Annotated in this window: 18 protein-coding genes; 9 read left to right on the top strand and 9 right to left on the bottom strand. The window is 53.0% G+C overall.

Translation table 11 applies throughout. From position 1 onward, the window contains the following. Positions 1-2 precede the first annotated feature (2 nt). From rpsS to rplC, 5 genes are read right to left on the bottom strand one after another with little or no spacing between them, the layout of a single operon-like run. Positions 3-284, bottom strand: a complete 282-nt coding sequence (gene rpsS / locus VB712_RS06645; protein ID WP_323253383.1) for a 30S ribosomal protein S19 — start codon at positions 282-284, stop codon at positions 3-5. 31 nt (positions 285-315) lie between these two features. Then, the gene (gene rplB, locus VB712_RS06640; RefSeq protein WP_323253382.1) at positions 316-1,146 is read right to left on the bottom strand and encodes a 50S ribosomal protein L2; all 831 of its coding nucleotides are present in this window, start codon (positions 1,144-1,146) and stop codon (positions 316-318) included. 44 nt (positions 1,147-1,190) lie between these two features. Beyond that, a complete protein-coding gene (locus VB712_RS06635) occupies positions 1,191-1,493 on the bottom strand; it encodes a 50S ribosomal protein L23 (RefSeq protein WP_323253381.1) in 303 nt (100 codons plus the stop codon). Continuing rightward, the gene (gene rplD, locus VB712_RS06630; RefSeq protein WP_323253379.1) at positions 1,486-2,118 is read right to left on the bottom strand and encodes a 50S ribosomal protein L4; all 633 of its coding nucleotides are present in this window, start codon (positions 2,116-2,118) and stop codon (positions 1,486-1,488) included. The genes VB712_RS06635 and rplD overlap by 8 nt, the downstream gene beginning before the upstream one ends. 47 nt (positions 2,119-2,165) lie before the next feature. After that, positions 2,166-2,801, bottom strand: a complete 636-nt coding sequence (gene rplC, locus VB712_RS06625; protein WP_323253377.1) for a 50S ribosomal protein L3 — start codon at positions 2,799-2,801, stop codon at positions 2,166-2,168. 478 nt (positions 2,802-3,279) lie between these two features. Here rplC and VB712_RS06620 point away from each other — a divergent pair, with 478 nt between their 5' ends. Further along, positions 3,280-3,621: a YtxH domain-containing protein gene (locus tag VB712_RS06620; RefSeq protein WP_323253375.1), complete on the top strand. Its 342-nt coding sequence runs from the start codon at positions 3,280-3,282 to the stop codon at positions 3,619-3,621. A gap of 21 nt (positions 3,622-3,642) precedes the next feature. After that, on the top strand, positions 3,643-4,071 hold the full coding sequence (locus VB712_RS06615; protein ID WP_323253373.1) for a DUF948 domain-containing protein: 429 nt from the start codon (positions 3,643-3,645) through the stop codon (positions 4,069-4,071). Here the strand turns inward: VB712_RS06615 and VB712_RS06610 are convergent. Both VB712_RS06610 and psaM read right to left on the bottom strand, forming a co-directional pair. After that, positions 4,068-4,466, bottom strand: coding sequence for a hypothetical protein (locus VB712_RS06610; RefSeq protein ID WP_323253371.1), 399 nt, complete (start codon positions 4,464-4,466; stop codon positions 4,068-4,070). The genes VB712_RS06615 and VB712_RS06610 overlap by 4 nt on opposite strands. Positions 4,467-4,818: 352 nt before the next feature. Then, on the bottom strand, positions 4,819-4,914 hold the full coding sequence (gene psaM, locus VB712_RS06605; protein WP_323253370.1) for a photosystem I reaction center subunit XII: 96 nt from the start codon (positions 4,912-4,914) through the stop codon (positions 4,819-4,821). 272 nt (positions 4,915-5,186) lie between these two features. On the opposite strand from psaM, the gene VB712_RS06600 reads away from it, so the two are divergent. The 7 genes from VB712_RS06600 (at position 5,187) to VB712_RS06570 (ending at position 15,818) form a co-directional block, all read left to right on the top strand. Continuing rightward, a complete protein-coding gene (locus tag VB712_RS06600; RefSeq protein WP_323253368.1) occupies positions 5,187-5,963 on the top strand; it encodes a PspA/IM30 family protein in 777 nt (258 codons plus the stop codon). Positions 5,964-6,270: 307 nt separating this feature from the next. Beyond that, complete coding sequence (locus VB712_RS06595; RefSeq protein WP_323253366.1) at positions 6,271-7,074, top strand: TPM domain-containing protein; 804 nt, start codon at positions 6,271-6,273, stop codon at positions 7,072-7,074. 110 nt (positions 7,075-7,184) lie between these two features. Further along, positions 7,185-8,096, top strand: a complete 912-nt coding sequence (locus VB712_RS06590) for a bestrophin family protein (RefSeq protein WP_323253364.1) — start codon at positions 7,185-7,187, stop codon at positions 8,094-8,096. Between the two features lie 419 nt (positions 8,097-8,515). After that, positions 8,516-10,138, top strand: a complete 1,623-nt coding sequence (locus tag VB712_RS06585) for a B12-binding domain-containing radical SAM protein (protein ID WP_323253362.1) — start codon at positions 8,516-8,518, stop codon at positions 10,136-10,138. Between the two features lie 176 nt (positions 10,139-10,314). Then, positions 10,315-11,904, top strand: coding sequence for a B12-binding domain-containing radical SAM protein (locus tag VB712_RS06580; RefSeq protein ID WP_323253360.1), 1,590 nt, complete (start codon positions 10,315-10,317; stop codon positions 11,902-11,904). A gap of 205 nt (positions 11,905-12,109) precedes the next feature. Further along, positions 12,110-13,726: a B12-binding domain-containing radical SAM protein gene (locus VB712_RS06575; protein ID WP_323253358.1), complete on the top strand. Its 1,617-nt coding sequence runs from the start codon at positions 12,110-12,112 to the stop codon at positions 13,724-13,726. 181 nt (positions 13,727-13,907) lie between these two features. Continuing rightward, positions 13,908-15,818 (top strand): cation:proton antiporter, encoded by a 1,911-nt coding sequence (locus tag VB712_RS06570; RefSeq protein WP_323253356.1) that lies wholly within the window; start codon positions 13,908-13,910, stop codon positions 15,816-15,818. Between the two features lie 264 nt (positions 15,819-16,082). Here VB712_RS06570 and VB712_RS06565 read toward each other — a convergent pair whose 3' ends face one another. Next, positions 16,083-17,885 carry an aspartate kinase gene (locus VB712_RS06565; RefSeq protein WP_323253354.1) on the bottom strand — a complete coding sequence of 601 codons (1,803 nt, stop codon included), beginning with the start codon at positions 17,883-17,885 and terminating at the stop codon, positions 16,083-16,085. Positions 17,886-17,993: 108 nt separating this feature from the next. Continuing rightward, positions 17,994-19,532 carry an MBOAT family O-acyltransferase gene (locus VB712_RS06560; RefSeq protein ID WP_323253353.1) on the bottom strand — a complete coding sequence of 513 codons (1,539 nt, stop codon included), beginning with the start codon at positions 19,530-19,532 and terminating at the stop codon, positions 17,994-17,996. Positions 19,533-19,635: the final 103 nt, after the last annotated feature.

Raw genomic sequence — 19,635 nt, 5'->3', positions numbered from 1 at the left:
CCTTAGCGTCTGCCTGCTTTTTTGTCACTTTTGGCATGGCCCCGGAAGGTTCGCGTCGGCGCGAATTCACCGAGTTTATGGCCCACCATTTGCTCATTGACATAGACGGGTACATGTTGGCGGCCGTTGTGGACGGCAATGGTGTGACCGACCATTTGGGGTAAGACGGTGGAGGCACGGGACCAGGTTTTGACCACCTGTTTTTCGCCTTTGGCATTGAGCTTCTCAATTTTGGTGAGAAGGCTATCGGCCACGAAGGGCCCTTTTTTTAAAGAACGACTCATAGGGACTTTGCGTAACGAGTGAATAGTGGGTTTAAGCGTTGCGGCGACGGACAATGAAGCGATCGCTCGGCTTGTTTTTCTTGCGGGTTTTGCGACCTAAGGCCGGTTTGCCCCAAGGCGTAACGGGGCCACTGCGCCCAATGGGAGCGCGGCCTTCCCCCCCACCATGGGGGTGATCCACCGGGTTCATCGCACTGCCTCGCACTTGGGGCCGACGGCCGAGGTGACGGGAGCGTCCCGCTTTCCCCAAACTGAGGTTGCGGTCTTCAATGTTGCCGACACGGCCGAGGGTGGCGTAGCATTCTTTGCGCACCATGCGGACTTCCTTCGAGGGCAGCTTGAGGGTGACATAATCCCCCTCTTTGGCCACCAATTGGGCCGCAGCCCCCGCAGCCCGCACCATCTGACCGCCCCGACCGGGAAGCAGTTCAATATTGTGGACATCACTCCCCAAGGGGATATTCCCCAGGGGCATCGCATTGCCGGTATCAAAGGGAGAATCGGGCCCGGCGATCACCGTTGCCCCCACCGTTAAGCCATCGGGACAGAGAATATAGCGTTTCTCGCCATCTTCGTAGGTTAACAGGGCAATGCGGGCATTGCGGTTGGGATCATATTCCACAGCGGTAACGGTGGCGGCGATCGCCCGTTTATCACGACGGAAATCAATAATCCGATAGAGCCGCTTATGGCCACCCCCCCGACGGCGGCTCGTGATTACGCCTCGGTTGTTGCGGCCCTTTTTGCGGTGTTTATAGCGAGTGAGAGACTTTTCCGGTGTGGACTTGGTGATATCGGCAAAGTCAGATACACTGGCTTCCCGCGTCCCCGGAGTCATTGGTCGAAATGAACGAATACCCATAATTTTACTGGTGTACAGTGGTCAATCAATTCAGGCTTGGGTGCTTAAACTTCGGGGAAGAGCACGATTTCATCACCCTCAGCAAGGGTGACAATTGCCCGTTTATATTGGGGCTTAAACCCTAAGAACTTGCCAACCCGTTTTTTGCGGCGGGGGGGACGATGGGTATTCACCTTCGTCACCGTCACTTCAAACAGCGATTCAATGGCAGCACGGATTTCCGGCTTCGTGGCCTTCACCACCACATCAAACACATATTTGTTTTGCTCAAGCATGAATGTGGCCTTTTCCGTCACCACAGGCTTGAGGATTAAATCCGCCAAACGGCGGGGATCATAATTAGTCAATGTACACCTCCGTAATTTTGGCGATCGCCGCCTCTGTGGCCACAATTTTGTCCGCCGCCAGCAGATCATGAATATTGAGGTTGGTGGCCCCCATCATCGTCAGATTGGCAATATTGCGCCCCGACAAATACAAATTTTCATTGAATTCATCGGTCAACAGCACCACCCGTTTCCCCAGATCCACATCCCAACGGCTCAACGCCGTCACCAAATCCTTGGTTTTCGGGCGAGAAAACTCAGCGGTAAAATCCTGCACCACCACTAAATCTTCAACACGACTTTGCAACGCAGTGCGCAGGGCCAAACGCCGCTCTTTACGGTTCATTTTTTGGCTATAGTCCCGGGGCTTGGGGCCAAAAATCACCCCACCCCCCCGCCAGAGGGGAGAGCGGATCGAACCGGCTCGGGCCCGTCCCGTCCCCTTTTGTCGCCAAGGCTTACGCCCCCCGCCGCGCACTTCTGCACGGGTTTTCGTCGAAGCCGTCCCCTGCCGGGCATTGGCCAACTGACGCACAAGGGCGCGGTGGACAATATGGGCGGCTGTTTTCTCGTTGGCCACCGGCAGCGCTAGGGTTGTTTCCCCTACCGCTTCACCTTGCCAATTTTTTACAACACAAGTAACCATTGCTCAATCGTCGTTTAGGTCTACAAAAGTCAAAAAATCCTAGGGGATTAACGCACAATATTTGCCGGCGTAATGCTCAACAAATTGCCCGTTTTGCCCGGAACCGCGCCTTTAATCAGCAGGAGGTTGCGTTCAACATCCACCTTGACAACTTGCAACTTGCGAATTGTCACCTGGGTATTACCGTACTGCCCCGCCATTTTCTTGCCGGGGAAGATGCGACCGGGGGTCGTCCCTGGGCCGGTGGAACCGGGTAAGCGGTGGTTCTTCGAGCCGTGGGACATGGGCCCCCGACGGAAGTTGTGGCGTTTTTGGTAGCCCGAAAAACCACGACCAATGGTTTTACCCGCAACATCCACCAGTTGGCCGACCGTGAAGCGGTCAGCGGTCAGCGCTTGACCGAGTTCAAATTCATTGGGATCACTGACGAGATATTCTTTCAGGTGACGCAGGGGAACAGCATTGGCCTTTGCTAAATGGCCCAATTCTGGTTTATTCAAGGCTTTTTCTTTAACTTCAAAATAGCCCACTTGAATGGCCTGATAGCCGTCCGTTTCTTGCCGCTTCACTTGAGTGACAGTGCAAGGGCCGGCCTGAATGACCGTAACGGGAATCGAAATGCCAGATTCTTGGTCAAAAATCTGGGTCATGCCAAGTTTGGTGCCGAGGATACCGACAGACACGGGATTAGCCCTCTCTTTTTGCTAAACAACACTTAAATATAGACATTCTTTCGGGAATTGCTCCGTTGAGATTCTTGGTTCTGCGAAGCGACTTCTACCTGAACGCTGAGTTCAGGCCATTGGTCGATTCTCCCCAAGCGTGACTTTCCGAGTGCCTCCCGGTAGCTGCACGATGGCAGAGCATCGTGTTTGGTAGCTGACCCAAAGGGTCTGGGTGCAGGGGAAGAACAGTGTAATGATTCCAGTGCGCTGCTCTGTTGACCCATGCTCTGGACTTGGAACGCAAACAGGCTTCCAGTATCCGTCGGTGAGCGATGGCATTAGGCTGAATGTTCAGTAACCTATGTTACGGAATTACAGCTTCTAAGGTCACAATCGTTTACTATAACGGATCTGGATCGTCGAGTCAAGAATTTAGCAGCGGATCAAAATCTGCCTACAATGGTTCTCATTGAGCAGGCGAATCCAAACAACAGCCATGGCAAAAAATACAGGTACATTTCTGAGGGGTTTGCTGGTGGGGGGTGCGATGGGTACAGTGGTGGGGCTGTTAATGGCTCCCCGTTCCGGTCGAGAAACCCGCCGGATTTTACAAAAGTCCGCTGAAGCTTTACCCGAGTTAGCGGAAGACCTTTCGACGACGGTGCAGTTACAGGCGGATCGGCTCTCGGGGGAAGCGTTACACCGTTGGGAAAGCACGTTATTGCGGCTGCGCGAAGCGATCGCCGCCGGTCTTGAGGCCAGTCAATGGGAAGCCGAACATTTCACCCGTACTGAGGAGGGGGCTTTATCCTCATCCTCCATTCCTGATCGTTCCTAAGATATATTTCCTGGCGCTAGCGTGGCAGATCCTCTTTTTTGGCTTGGCTTTTCTTTGTTGTTGGTGGCGATGAGTTTAACCGCAGTGCTCATGGCGGCTTTACCCGCCTTTCGGGATTTAGCCCGGGCCGCCCGCAGTGCCGAAAAACTGTTTGATACCCTACGGCGAGAATTTCCTCCCACCCTCGAAGCCATTCGCCTCACCGGCTTGGAAATTACCGAACTCACCGATGAACTCAATGAAGGGGTGGCCAAGGCTAGCCAAGCGGTGCAGCAGGTGGATAGCAGTCTCACGACAGTGCGCCATCAGGCTCACCGCATTAATATCAGCACCCGCAGCGTGATCGCAGGGGTGCAGGCGGCTTGGCGGAGCTTCAACCGTCGCCCCCCTGCCCCCAAACCCGTCCCTCGCGATCGCCAACTCCCCACCGGCCGGGAGCGATCGCCCTAGGGATTCTGGTTAGTCAACACCACCCGCCGCTGATTGGGGGCCAAGCGACCGCTCTGTTCTTGCATCACGCTCCCCGCTTGGGTGGGGTCAAAACTGCGATTAAAGTTACTTTGTAATTCCGCCACTTCTTTCTCCGTACTGCGGACTTGGGTGCGCAGTTCCTGGAGTTTGCTTTGTTGGCTCCAATAATAGGGGAAAAGATTGGCTAAGGTGGCGATCGCCGCCACCGACAACACCCCATTGACAATCACCTTTAGCCCCGTTTCCACCGCCACACCTTGATATTGATTTTTGGGCTTAGGCTGACGCTGACCCTGAGGCGCAACCCGGCGACGGGGGAGGGGCCGCTCAGAAGGAGCCGTCGGATTCTCAAGGGGTTTGCGAAGGGCGCTCATAGTCTATTTCCTTAGTAAGGCAGCAATCAGGGGCAGAATGATCAGGCCAAAAACAACCCAAGATCGACAAATGAGCATAGCATCGCGGCTTTGATTGCTCATCCGATCATGGGGTTATTGTAGCGGTTCCTTGTCTTGAAGAATCGTTATAAATGGCGTTGTCACCGTTGATTCTCAACCCATGGGTCATGATTTGTTGAAAAATTGGTTACTTGAATCACCATTTATGATCGGAAATGAATCATTTGTATTATTTTCAGCTTAATTGAAGCTAAAAATGAAGGGAGGCAGAGGCGATAGGTACGCTCACGCGGCTCGCCCCTCCCCCCCTTTTTGCGGAACTTAAGGGCGTTTATTTATACAACTCAGTGGAGAGACGAAACGCGAGAATTCCAGGAATTAACGCAATCACCAATGCCACATAAACTTGAGTATCTGAAATTGCCATGGATTAGACCTCGTGATCAACAGGATTGTACTCCCCTAATTTGCGGGATCATTGCCCCCTGCGGTGGCTGTTTGTTACAAAAATCAATACAACCCATGGGAAACTTGGAGTTGGCGAACTGAAGCACCCCAAGGCGGATGACTCCTGCGCGCCGCTCTTCGCACAGACCTCATGGAGAGGCTAGACTAGAAGGCAAACCCGTTTCTCGTAGGCAGACCCCCAACCATAGGACTGCACCCTTAATTACTGTACAAGCTGATAGGAAAAAGACCATGGGACTTTTTGATCGCATTGGGCGCGTTGTGCGGGCTAACCTTAACGATATGGTTAGCAATGCTGAAGATCCAGAGAAAATCCTCGAGCAATCGATCATGGATATGCAGGAGGATTTAGTGCAACTGCGGCAAGCGGTCGCCAAGGCGATCGCCGCCCAGAAGCGCACCGAACAGCAGTACAACAAAAACCAAACCGATGCCAATAGCTGGCAACAGCGGGCCCAACTAGCCCTTTCCAAAGGAGATGAAAGCCTGGCCAGAGAAGCCTTACAACGGAAGAAATCCAGTGCCGACACCGCCGGCCAGCTTAAGCAACAGCTCGATATCCAACTTCAGCAGATTGATACCCTCAAGCGCAACTTAATTGCCCTCGAAAGCAAAATCTCGGAAGCGAAAACCAAGAAAGATATGCTCAAGGCACGGGTGCAAGCCGCCAAAGCCAATGAGCAATTGCAGAGCGCCGTTAGCTCGATGAATACCGGCAGTGCCATGGCAGCCTTTGAGCGCATGGAAGATAAGGTGCTGGAATTGGAGGCGCGATCGCAGGCCAGCTATGAGTTAGGCGGCGTGGATTTAGAAAGCCAATTTGCTGCCCTGGAAAGTGGCAGTGATGTGGATGATGAGTTAGCCGCCCTCAAAGCCCAAATGCTCGGGGGATCAGCCCCCAATCAAAGTGCTTTACCCCCTTCTGATGCCGCCAAAACCAGCCCGACGGCCGGCGCTCCGGTAGATGCAGAGTTGGAAGAACTGCGCCGCCAGATGGATTCCCTCTAGCTAATGGGCAAATAATGGGCAAAATTGAGGGGTTAGACCCCTTGCCTCCCGTGAAATCAATCTAGGCTACGCTAGAGGCCAAGGCAACAAATAATTACGAATATGGGTAAGGGGCGATCCGCAATAGCGTATCTATCGCCCCTTATTTTTTTGGCTCTAAATCTCCACAGCCATGGGCAATACAGCCAATTTGCCAAAAAATTGGCCAAAATCGAGGTTTATTCTTAGAATATGGTTAACAATTGTAAAGATAACAGGACTTTTTTTAGTAAATCTGTTCACCATCCCCCTCCCTTAATTGATCCCTATGGCACAATCCTTAACCCATCGCTTCTTGATCCCCCTTTGCGCCTGCCTCCTCGCCCTCTCGACTTGGTTCTTGGCGGCTCCCGCCCAAGCCTTCGATAATCCCGAACTCCTCCCCAACCAAGAGACCCCCATCGTCGATCTGGCGAATTTTCTCCCCAGTGGCCAGGAAGACAACCTAATCAACGAACTGGAAAACTTTGAATCAGAAACCGGCTGGAAAGTCCGCGTCCTCACCCAGTACGACCAAAGTCCAGGCCGTGCTGTCATCCCCTACTGGGGCCTTGATAATCACAGTATTTTAGTGGTCGCTGATTCCCGAGGCGGCAACTTATTGGCCTTTAGCGTTGGGGATGATGTCTATGAACTCCTGCCCCGCACCTTTTGGATCGAACTGCAAACCCGCTTCGGCAATCTCTACTACGTTCGGGATAATGGCGAAAATAACTCCATTGTCAGTTCCATCAACGCCGTCACTCAATGCCTCAAGGATGGCGGCTGCAATGTTGTACCCGGTTTACCCCGTGAACAATGGATTCTCACCCTCGTCACCTCTATTCTGGGCGGAATCATCTGTGGTTTAGCCGCTGTACCCCGGAAACCGGGCCAAATCATTGCCTGGCAATGGGCTTTGATTTTTTCACCCCTGTGGGGCATTTTGTTCATCGCCTTCGGCATTGGCCCCGTCGTGACGCGCACCTCCGACTTTTTGCCGGTGTTCCGCAATGTGATGGGTTTTAGTCTTGGTTTATTAGTGGCCTATCTATCTTCTGTATTCCGGCAAGCCCCCACCTCTGATGCCTAAAGTTACGGATTTTTGCGCCTATACTTAAGAAAATCTGAAGCATATCCTGGTTTGTTGACCCACAAGCCCCTAGGGTGTGCTTCATCCTTTATGGTTCCAGAGGAGGAATCATGCATAAAGAAGAACGCCAATGGCGAACATTGATCTTCGATTGGAAGGCTTCTGTGATTCCGGCGATCGCCCCTAAAGTCTTGATTGCCGTAGGGTTTGCAATCATTGTCACCCTTGCCTACTACGCTAAATTACCAGTCTATAAGGATGAACTCTCCACACTGATCCCGGCTTTAGTCCTCGGTTTGCTGCTCGTCTTTCGCACCGATACCGCCTATTCCCGCTTTTGGGAGGGGAGCCAGATTATCAGCGATATCATTGACTATAGCCGTGGCCTAGCCCGCCAAGTCGTCACCGCCATTGATGCCCCCACGGAAGCAGCCATGAGGCAAAAGCTCACCTACGCTCGGATGGTCGCCATGTACCTCGTCGGCGTGAAGCAACACCTCCGCCTTGAAGGGGTGAATGGCGAGATGGAACCCTGTTTTACCCCAGCCCAATGGGAGCAACTTCAAAAAATCCATCATTTGCCCAACCAAATTGCCCAATGGTTGGGCATTTATTTTCAGGAGCAATACCAACAGGGCCATCTCTCCGAATTAGCCCTCTTCCAGATGAATGACACCCTTAATAAACTCACCCTGAGCATGGGATCCTGTGAACGCATTTTAACCACCCCCCTACCCCGTGCCTATGCCATTCACCTTAAACATTTGCTCCTGATTTATTGTTTGGCTATTCCCTTTGAGTTAGTGGGGCAACTCTATTGGGGAACGCCGATCGCTGTGGGTATTATTGCCTTTTCTCTCTTGGGAATTGAAGAAATTGGCCTGGAAATTGAAAATCCCTTTGGCTATGATCCCAATGATCTGCCCCTGGATCGACAATCCCAAGAACTGCGGGTTGATATTGAAGTGATGTTACAGGGGGATAGTGAGATGATCCACAGTCTCCCCGTCGGTGAGGGCTAACGTTGTACAGCAGTTATACAGCAGTTGTACAACCTAGGGGGGCGATCGCCCCCTAAGCCAAAATCCTCCCTCAAGCACAGCCGAGACTTTTAAGCTAAGATAAAGCCCAAGCAGCGTCAGGTCAAGCGTTAAACATTGATAACAACCTGGGTAATTCCTGTTTATTTTTCCAAGACCCAATGGTCTTCCTCAAAAATTCCCAAAGGCTAATGGCAACTTTTCCCGGTCTCCCTCGACTTACAACTTTTACCGATAACATCTCCTACCCTCTACTACTACGGGAGCAGACTGAACTCCGCCCGAGGAACCTTCACTGTGCTTAGGAATCACAGCAAAGGCTGTAATCACCATAACGGTTAACTCAAACCTGAAAATTTAACCCTTAGCACTGTTCATTAGTTGCAACATCACCATTTACCATGCTAAAAGTCCTCCTGATTTATCCCCTTTTTCCGAAAAGCTTTTGGTCTTTTGAAAAAACCCTCGAACTCGTGGGCCGTAAAGCCATGCTTCCCCCCCTGGGTTTAGCCACCGTTGCGGCTCTCCTCCCCCAGGATTGGGAATTTCGCCTTGTTGATCGTAATGTCGGTGATGTCACTACCGCCGATTGGGATTGGGCAGAACTGGTCGTGATGTCAGGGATGATCGTCCAAAAAGACGATATGCTCGCCCAAATTGCCGAAGCCAAACGCCGGGGCAAAAAAGTAGCCGTCGGGGGCCCCTATGCCACCTCCCTTTATCCAGAAGTCGAAGCAGCAGGGGCGGATTACTTAATCCTCGATGAAGGAGAAATCACGATCCCGATGTTTGTGGAGGCGATTAATAACGGGGCTGAGTCCGGTAAATTTCGCGCTACAGAAAAACCCGATGTCACCAGCACGCCGATCCCCCGCTTTGACCTCCTCGATTTCAGTGCCTACTCTGAAATGGCGGTGCAGTTTTCCCGGGGTTGCCCCTTTCAATGCGAATTTTGCGACATTATTGTCCTCTATGGTCGTAAACCCCGCACTAAAGCTCCGGAGCAAATGCTCGCAGAACTCCAACGCCTCTATGATTTGGGCTGGCGGCGCAGCGTTTTCATGGTAGATGACAACTTCATTGGCAATAAACGCAACGTGAAGCTCCTGCTCCAAGCAATGATCCCCTGGATGGAGGAACGGGGCTATCCCTTCACCATTTCCACAGAAGCCTCAGTGGATTTAGCCAATGATCAAGAATTAATGGACTTGATGACCGCCGCCGGGTTTAGTGCTGTCTTCTTAGGCATTGAAACCCCCGACGAAGATAGTTTGGAGGTGACGAAAAAATTCCAAAATACCCGCGATCCCCTCAGTGAGTCTGTCCATAAAATCATTAGCTCTGGCCTGCGGGTGATGGCGGGCTTTATTATCGGGTTTGATGGGGAGAAAACCGGAGCCGGGCAGCGGATTGTGGATTTTGTGGAAAAAACGACAATTCCCACGGCTGTATTTAGTATGTTACAGGCTCTCCCAGATACGGCCCTGTGGCATCGCCTCGAAAAAGAAGGCCGCCTCCTCAGTGGTGAGGGCAATATTAACCAAAGCACGTTGATTAACTTTGTCCCTACCCGTCCCTTAGCGGATATTGCTCGGGAATTTGTCGAGGGTTGGGAACAACTGTATGATCCGATCCAATTCCTCGATCGCACCTATCGCCACTATCGCATTCTCGGCTCTGCCCCCTGCCATGCCAAACGCCGGGCCAAAATGAAGGGTAAACCCAAGGGGAAACAACAAGTCACCCGCCGGGAACTGCAAGCCTTGTTAATCCTCGCTTGGCGGCAGGGGGTGGTGCGTAAAACCCGGTTTAAATTCTGGCTCTATTTAGCCCAAATGGCGATCCACAATCGCGGCGGTATTCCTAGCTATTTAGGGGTTTGCGCTCAAATTGAGCATTTCCTCGAATATCGAGAAATCGTCAAAAACAATATCCAAACCAAATTGGATGCCTATTTGGTGGAAGAGCAGCGGTTGCGGGCTACCCAAGCAGCGCAGCAAGCAGAGGCGGCCATTGCCAGTTAATCGCTAATCACAACCCACCCCGCCCTACGGGCATTCCTCCCAGGAGGGCAACTATTCTAAAATCCCCTCCAAGGAGGGGTAGGGGTGGGTTCTCCGCAGGTAATCAACAAAAATTTAAGCTGCACCCCGCTCATCCCTCCCAATTTTTATCCACTTCCTGAGGAACCATCAAAACCATGCGCGTTCTGTTGTTGTATCCCCGTTTTCCGAAAAGTTTTTGGTCTTTTGAACAGGCGGTTCGCTTGATGGGGCGGCGAGCCTTTTTGCCCCCTCTGGGTTTGATTACGGTGGCGGCATTACTGCCCCAAACTTGGGAATTTCGCCTTGTGGATCACAATGTCAGTGAATTGACCGAAGCGGATTGGGACTGGGCCGAGTTGGTAATGCTTTCCGGGATGATCGTCCAAAAACCCGATATGCTCGCCCAAATTGCCGAAGCCCAACGCCGGGGCAAAAAAGTAGCCGTCGGTGGCCCCTACCCCACCTCCATTCCTGAAGACTTCGAGGGAGTGGATTACCGGATCCTCGATGAGGGGGAAATGACGCTGCCGCTGTTTGTGGAGGCGATCGCCCAAGGCGCACCCTCCGGGATCTTCCGCTCCACTGAAAAGCCCGATGTCACCCACACCCCGATCCCCCGTTTTGATCTGTTGGACATGAACGCCTACGCGATGATGTCGGTGCAGTTTTCCCGGGGTTGCCCTTTTCAGTGCGAATTTTGCGACATTATTGTCCTCTATGGCCGCAAACCCCGCACCAAGGAGCCGGCCCAACTCTTGGCGGAATTAGAGCGCCTCTTTGAACTGGGCTGGCGGGGGGCTGTGTTTATGGTGGATGACAATTTTATTGGCAATAAACGCAATGTGAAACGCCTCTTGGCGGAACTGCGGCCCTGGATGGTGGAGCATGGCTATCCCTTTAGCTTTAATACCGAGGCTTCGGTGGATCTGGCTCAGGATCAAGACATGATGGATGCCATGGTGGCTTGTAATTTCGGCTCGATCTTTGTGGGGATTGAAACCCCCGATGAGGACAGTTTAGCGGTGACGAAAAAATTCCAAAATACCCGCGATCCCCTCAAGGAATCCATTTATAAAATTCAAAGTTCCGGCATTCGCGTCATGGCGGGCTTTATTGTTGGCTTTGATGGGGAGAAAAAGGGGGCGGGCGATCGCGTCGTCGAATTTGTCGAGCAGGCTGCGATTCCCCTCGCTACGTTTAGTATGCTCCAAGCCCTCCCCGATACCGCCCTCTCCCACCGTCTCGCTAAAGAGGGGCGGCTGCTCCATTCTGCCGGGGACATCAATCAAACCACACTGCTGAACTTCATCCCCACCCGGCCCATTGAAGATATTGCCCAGGAATATGTCCGGGGCTTCTGGAATTTATACGATCCCCAGAAATTTTTAGACCGTACCTATCGTTGCTATCGCATTTTAGGACAGGCGAACTTCCCCAAAAAGGAGAAAAAAGCGCAAAAGCCCTTTGATTGGCAAATTGTCAAAGCCGCATTGCTGATCTTTTGGCAACAGGGAGTCGTCCGGAAAACCCGCTGGACGTTTTGGCCCTACCTGGTGCAGATGCTCCGCCACAATCGAGGGGGGGTATTGAGCTACCTGACCATTTGCGGTCAAATTGAACATTTCCTCGAATACCGGCAGTTGGTCAAAGACAATATTGAGGCGCAACTGGCCGCCTATTTGGCCGAACAAGCCGAACTGCAACGCTCTGCGCCGCAAGCCGCGCTTGCGAAAGCGGTAAGCTAAACAGAAACCATTTGAGGGGCAGGACTGGTGACATCTTGCCCCTAACAGCAGGCTGATCAATCCTTGGCGACCCTAATGGCATCGGTCGCGCTATCTGGATAGCCCATGAAATCCTCCCTTGGGGGATAATTGCAACAGATGCCTGCTCCGGAACTGGAGAACTGAGAACACACCCAATATCCTTACACACTGGAGCATTGTCATTTTGAACGTTTTACTGATCTATCCTCTCTTTCCTAAAACCTTTTGGTCTTTTGAAAAAACCCTGGAATTAGTGGGGCGCAAAGCGATGTTGCCCCCCTTGGGTTTGGTGACGGTGGCGGCGATCCTGCCCCAAACTTGGGACTATCGGCTGTGCGATCGCAATATTAGTGAAATCAGCGAAGCCGATTGGGATTGGGCTGAGTTGGTGATTTTATCGGGGATGATCGTCCAGCGGGATGACTTCACTGCCCAAATCCGCGCCGCCAAAGCTCGCGGCAAATTAGTCGCCGTCGGTGGCCCCTACCCCACCTCCATTCCTGAGGAAATGTCCGCCGCTGGAGCCGATTTCCTCATCCTCGATGAAGGGGAATTAACGCTACCGATGTTTGTGGAAGCCATCGAATCGGGAGCCACCAGCGGCACATTCCGCAGTGGTGAAAAACCCGATGTCACCACTACCCCCGTCCCCCGCTACGATCTCCTCGATCTCAACGCCTATACGGAAATGTCGGTGCAGTTTTCCCGGGGTTGCCCTTTCCAGTGCGAATTTTGCGACATCATTGTCCTCTATGGTCGCAAACCCCGCACTAAAGCCCCAGAGCAATTATTAGCCGAATTGCAAGCCCTCTACGATCTGGGGTGGCGGCGGAGTATTTTCCTTGTTGATGATAATTTCATTGGCAACAAGCGCAACGTTAAGCTCCTGCTCAAGGCCCTGATTCCCTGGATGAAGGAGCGGGGCTATCCCTTCAGTATCAACACTGAAGCCTCGGTGGATCTGGCTCAGGATGTGGAATTGATGGAATCCATGGTAGAAGCCGGGTTTAGCTCTGTATTTTTGGGGATTGAAACCCCCGATGAGGGGAGCCTTGAGGTGACGCGCAAGTTCCAAAACACCCGCGACCCCTTGAGTGAATCAGTGCAGGCGATCATTCACTCTGGCCTGCGGGTGATGGCGGGCTTTATTGTTGGCTTTGATGGCGAAAAAACCGGAGCGGGTCAGCGCATTGTTGAGTTTGTCGAAAAAACAACCATTCCGACGGCGTTTTTTAGTATGCTCCAAGCCCTCCCCAATACCGCCCTTTGGCATCGCCTTGAACGGGAGGGCCGCCTCCTGGAGGGGGATGTGGACAAGATGGGCAACCAAACCAACTTGATCAACTTCATTCCCACCCGCCCCATTGAAGAAATTGCCCAGGAATATATTGATGGGTTCTGGCAACTTTATGACCCGATTAAATTTATGGATCGGGTTTATCACCATGTCCGCACCTTTGAGGCAGCACCCCAACGGCAGGCGCGGCGGCAGGTGAAAAAGGCGTTTAAGGCGGCGGGGAAAGATCCCCAACCCTTTGATTTTTCGATCCTGCGGGCCCTTGGGATCATTGCCTGGCGGCAGGGGGTGGTGCGTAAAACCCGGTTTAAGTTCTGGGGTTATCTCTGGAGCCTGTGGCGATCGCAACCCGATAGCATCGTCAGTTTCCTCAGTGTTTGCGCTCAAATTGAGCACTTTATCGAATACCGCAGTATTGTGAAAGATCAAATTGAGGCCCAATTGGCGGTTTATGTTGCCCAAAAGGCCAAACATGATGCGGAACAACCGGCGATCGCCGCTTAAAACCCCCTGAATCCCGCCAATGTCAGGGGGATCAGAAAATCTTCCCCTGTGGAGATCAGATCGCAATGTTAGAATACCGGGCAGTGCTTTGTTGGCACTGCCCAAATTTTTAATCATTTTGCTGTTAGAGCGCGAATAGCTCGCCCCAATCTAGGGTCACGTTCTCTCGCCCTTAACCCCTATGGAAGGATCATTCGCATTAACGTTACAGATCGTGATCGCCGTGCTGGCCGGCATTGGCGCACAAGTACTGGGCGAAATCCTCAAAGTCCCCAGTATTGTCTTTTTGCTCTTGCTGGGGATCTTCCTTGGCTCCGATGGCTTAAATATTCTCCATCCCCATGAGTTAGGCGTTGGGTTAGAAGTCCTTGTCGCCCTTGCGGTGGCGATTATCCTCTTTGAAGGGGGGTTGAATCTGGAGCTACGGGCCCTAGGGCGAGTTTCCGGCAGTTTGCGCAACCTCGTCACCATCGGCACATTGATCACCCTCCTCGGTGGCGGTATGGCTGCCCATTGGTTGAGTGAATTTCCTTGGTCGATCGCCTTCCTATACGCCTCTCTCGTTGTCGTCACCGGCCCGACGGTCATCGGCCCCCTTCTAAAACAGGTGGCCGTCGATCGCCGCGTAGCCACACTCCTCGAAGGAGAAGGGGTATTAATTGACCCCGTGGGGGCTATCCTCGCTGTCGTTGTCCTCGATACGATCCTCAACAGTGATGCCGTCCCCACCGCCATCTTCACGAGCCTGCTCCTACGTTTGGGCATTGGCGTTTTAGTGGGCAGCATTGGCGGCTGGTTGTTGAGCTTAATGCTGCGCCAAGGCAATGGCATTTCTGAAGATTTAAAAAATTTAGTGGTTCTGGCCGGCGTTTGGGGCCTCTTTGGCCTTTCCCAGTTCCTCCGCAGTGAATCGGGGTTAATGGCCACGGTGGTAGCCGGGTTGGTGTTGCGGGCCTCCGCCCTACCGGAAGAGCGGATGTTACGCCGCTTTAAAGGCCAATTAACCGTTTTAGGGGTTTCGGTGCTGTTTGTGCTCTTAGCGGCGGATCTTTCCCTGGCCAGTATTATGGCCTTGGGCTGGGGCAGTGTGCTAACGGTGCTGGTGCTGATGTTGGTCATTCGCCCCTTGAGCGTGATGGTTTGCACCTGGAATAGTGATTTGAACTGGCGACAAAAATTGTTTGTGGCTTGGATCGCCCCCAAGGGGATTGTTTCGGCTTCCGTGGCTTCTCTGTTTGCGATTTTACTCACAGAGCAGGGCATCAACGGGGGGGATGCGATTAAGGCTTTAGTGTTCCTAACCATTTTAATGACCGTCTTTTTCCAAGGCCTCTCGGCCCGCTGGGTGGCTCAAGGTCTAAAAATCACCTCCCTGGAAGCAACGGGAGCGGTGATTGTGGGCTGTACGCCTTTGGGTCGGCTCATTGGTTCTTTGTTCCAAGAGGCGGGGGAATCGGTGGTGATGATTGACACCGATGCGGAGGCCTGCGAGAAGGCCCGCCAGGATGATCTTTCGGTGTTTGAAAGTAGTGCTTTAGATCCCGATGTGTTGGCGGAAGCGGGGATTGAATCCATTGGGACTTTTGTTGCCCTCACCAGTAACGGCGAGGTGAATTCCGTCTTAGCCCAGCGGGCGGTGGAAGAGTTTGAGCCGCCCCGTGTGTTTGCGGTGTTGCCCCGAAAAGAGAAGGATGCCGAAAAAGCCAAGGCGAGTAAAAAAATTGTCTCGGCCTTTCAAGCAGATGTGCCGATGAAAACCTGGAATCAGTACCTCCAGGCGGGTCAGGTGAAATTGGGGGAAACGGTTCTAAAATCCACGGGTTTAGCCTTTCAGCAGGCCCATATTGATGCCCTGATTAAAGCGGGGGAACTGTTGCCCCTATTGGTGAAGCGGGATAAAGGTTTACAGGTGGCGGCGGCTCAGGAGGCTTTGCAGGCGGGCGATCGCCTCATCTATCTCCTCCATGATCCCCGCCCCAAACTACTCAAACGCCTTTCCGGGGGAACTTCCACCGGGCGTTTAGCGGTGGAAACCTTACCAGAAATTGAAGAAGTTCCCCTTTCCGTGGCCAGTACCGTCGCTTCTGCCTAATCTTCTAGGGGGTTTTTGAAAACGCCCAAAGCTAAGAGGGCAAAACCGATGGCTGCCCCTGCTGGAAAAATGCCCCCTGTTATAGTACTAGGTTATAGCACTAGCCAGAATCATGAGGAATCCGTTTGTCGTGCGGACTTCAGTCTGATCCCCCGTGGTTTTAAAGATTGCATCGCTCAATCCCCTAGGCTACTGTTGTACCAGTGAGGGCGATCGCCACCAACTGACCGTTTAGACCCATTTTTCTGATCACGCAACACCTCCCTAAGCTGGGACTTGCACGGGGGTAACAGAGCCAAGCTGAAACACTTCATGGATGGCATTGAGAGCCGCTACCCCTTCCGCCGCCGCAACAACGCAACTGATTTTAATTTCCGAGGTAGCAATCATTTTGATGTTGAAGCCTTGGCGAGCGAGGGCGTTAAACATTTGGGCCGCAACGCCAGGATGCCCCTGCATCCCAGCCCCCACAATACTCACCTTGGCGACATCGCGATCCATGACAATTTCCCCCCGCTCCCATTGACTGACAATCGGGGTTAATACCTTTTGGGCCTGTTCCAGATCCGCAGCGGCAACAGTGCAGGCAATGTCCCGGGTGGGGGTGCTGTTGAGGATGTGGCAACGTTGGGATTGAATAATCATATCAACGCTGATCCCTTCGTTGGCTAGGAGGCTGAAAAGATGGGCGGCCATGCCGGGGCGATCGGGTACATGACGGATTGCTAGCTGGGCTTGGCATTGATCCAGGGCAACGCCGCGCACGGGAGGCAACTCCGGTGTTGCGGCGGTGGGCAAGCTGGAGCAACTCACCTCGAAGGCTTGGCAGAGGGCAGCAATGGCGCGATCGCAATCCGTCGCCGCAATCACGCAACTCACCTTTACCTCAGAGGTAGAAATCATGTCAATATTCACCCCCGCATCCGCCAGGGTTTTAAACATGGTGGCCGCAATCCCCGGCCGGCCAATCATCCCCGCCCCAACGATGGAAATTTTGGCAATTTTGCGCTCCACCAAAACCTCCGCCTGATCCCGATTCCCATCCCCCCCAGAGCGCAACACCGGAGCCATGGCTTCTGCCACTGCTTCGGCGGGGGTGAGCATTCCTTTAATCACAGTGAAGGCAATATCATTGGTGTTGCCCTCATGGATCGATTGAATAATTAAATCCACATCCACCTGTTGGTGGGCAATTTCTTGGAATAACTTGGCCGCCACACCGGGGCGATCGGGGATCCGCAACAGGGCAATTTTGGCCTGATCTGTGTCAAACTCGACGGCATCAACGGCGCGGGTAATTTCTAAATTGGTGAGCGATCGCCCCCTCGGTAACGGCGACACCACCCGCGTCCCCGGCCCATCCGTCCAACTGGACAAGACCACCAACGGCACACCATAGTTGCGGGCAATTTCCACCGCACGGGGATGCAACACCTTTGCTCCCAAGCTGGCCAACTCCAGCATTTCATCACTGGTAATTTCGGTCATCAATTGGGCATTGGGGACAAGACGGGGATCGGTGGAGAGGATACCCGGTACATCGGTATAAATTTCGCATTGGCTAGCTTGGAGGGCGGCGGCGAGGGCCACCGCCGAAGTATCCGATCCCCCCCGGCCCAGGGTCGTAATCTCTAAATCTGTACTGTTTGTAATCCCCTGGAAACCGGCCACAACAATCACCTGGCCCTCATCAAGATGGCGGCGCAACCGCTCGGTTTTGATGTCTAAAATGCGGGCGCGGCTGTGGGCGGTTTCGGTGACGATGCCCACCTGGGCCCCCGTGAGGGAAATGGCTGGCTGATCCAAGGCATGGAGCGCCATGGTCAAGAGGGCAATGGAAACCTGCTCCCCGGTGGACAGGAGCATATCCATTTCCCGGCGGCTGGGATTAGGGGTAATGTCGTGGGCCAAACCCACAAGGGTATCAGTGGTTTTGCCCATGGCGGACACCACCACCACCACTTGATGGCCGGCGTTAACAGTGCGGTGAATGCGTTGGGCAACGGCTTGGATGCGCTCGACGGAGCCGACGGAGGTACCTCCGTATTTTTGAACAATGAGGGCCATGGCAGGATTAGGACATGGAGCTTGGCTATTTTAACGCCTAACTGTAGCAAAAGTTGTTCAGGGTGATGGTCATGGGGTAGGGATGGATCAATTCCCTCAGCCCTCGCATTAGAAATCAAAATAGATATAGCGACCGCCCCCCTCTGGGGCTAGCATCCACACCGCCAGGAAGCAAATCGGGACAAGAATCAGCTTTAAATGCCAATTGAGTTGTAATCTTAAGCCGCTTTGCACTAGATAGGCTAGGGCCATTAACGTGACTAAAACCGTCAAGATCCAAAACAGGTCAAATCGCCCCATCCCCAAGGCTTCGTAATAAATTTTTTGAATAAATTGGGCATCGCCAGCAACGCCGAAGAGATGGCGCACCATTAATCCAGAAAGGCGCAGATCGGGGAGTCGGAAGAAGATCCAGGCGAAGAATACAAACCCTTGGGTACAGGCCCAGGCGGTGAGCAATCCCGGTACAGATTCCCACCATTGGGCCCAAGCGGGGCGGGTTTTGCTGTAAACATCGGTGAGGCGATGAATCACCAGGGCGAGGCCGTGGAGTACGCCCCAAACCACAAACCCCCAGGCTGTTCCCCTTGTATCAATATGCCAAATGCCGGCGATCGCCATAATCAACCACAGGTTAAAACAGGTGCGCAGGAGCGATCGCCGCGACCCCCCCAAGGGAAAATAGAGATAATTGCGCAACCAATCCCCCAGGGTGATATGCCAGCGCCGCCAAAACACAGCAATATTGGGGGTGAAATAGGGAAAATTAAAGTTTTCCGGCAAGTTGAACCCTAAAAAGAGCGCCGTTCCCCGCGCTAAATCCACATAACCGCTAAAGTCAAAATACAACTGCAACCCATAGGCCAACACCACCAGCCACAGATCCACACTCCCCGCCCGCTCCAAATTTCCCAAACACAAATCCACAAAAATCCCCAAAGGATCAGCAATTAACGCCTTTTTCACCGCCCCCGAAGCCATCAGCCACAGGCCTTCGGTGAATTGCTCCACCTTAGGGGTTTTGGTTTGCGCATGGAGTTGAGCAATAAAGGGGTGATAGCGGGTGATGGGGCCGGAGATCAGCTTGGGAAAGAAGAATTTATAGCTGGCAAACTCTAGCCAATGTTCGCTGGCCGGTGCGCCCCGATAGACATCCACCAGGTAGGCCAAGTTTTCAAAGGTAAAAAAGGAAATCCCCAACGGGACGAGGATATAGTTTTGTAGCCAGTTGCGTCCGGTGAGGAGGATGGGGTTGGGGGCAATGACACCCAACCCATTTAAAATCAGGGCCAAATATTTAAACCCGAATAGACACAAGAGATTCAGGCCAATGGCGAGGATCAGCAGTTGGGTAGCCCGATGACTCCAAAGCCGTTGCATCGCCTGCCATTCCTCATTACTGAGGTCAGCGTATTCAGTTTGTAAACCCCGGCGATAGTGATGGGAGATCGCTCGGCCAATCCAGAAGTTGATCCCGGTTAAGGCCAGCAGCAGGGGAACATACTGCACCTGAAGCGATGTATAGATGGCTAAACTGGCGATCAAGAGAATCCAGAGCCGAATCCGTTCGGTGTGAGGACGGGGCCACCAATAAACGAGGGTCAATCCCAAGAGAAAGGGAATATAGAGCGGATCGAGAAACGTCATGGTCTGGCCGTCAAGATGAACGCCGGGATCAAGGGCAATATATCATAGGCGAGCTTTGGGGGAGTGGGGAGTGGGGAGTGGGGAGTGGGGAGTGGGGAGTGGG

The sequence above is a fragment of the Spirulina sp. CCNP1310 genome (assembly GCF_034932185.1).
Taxonomy (GTDB): Bacteria; Cyanobacteriota; Cyanobacteriia; order Cyanobacteriales; family Spirulinaceae; genus Spirulina.
Note: the sequence above shows the minus strand (reverse complement) of the source record. Positions and strands in the feature narration are given on the sequence as shown.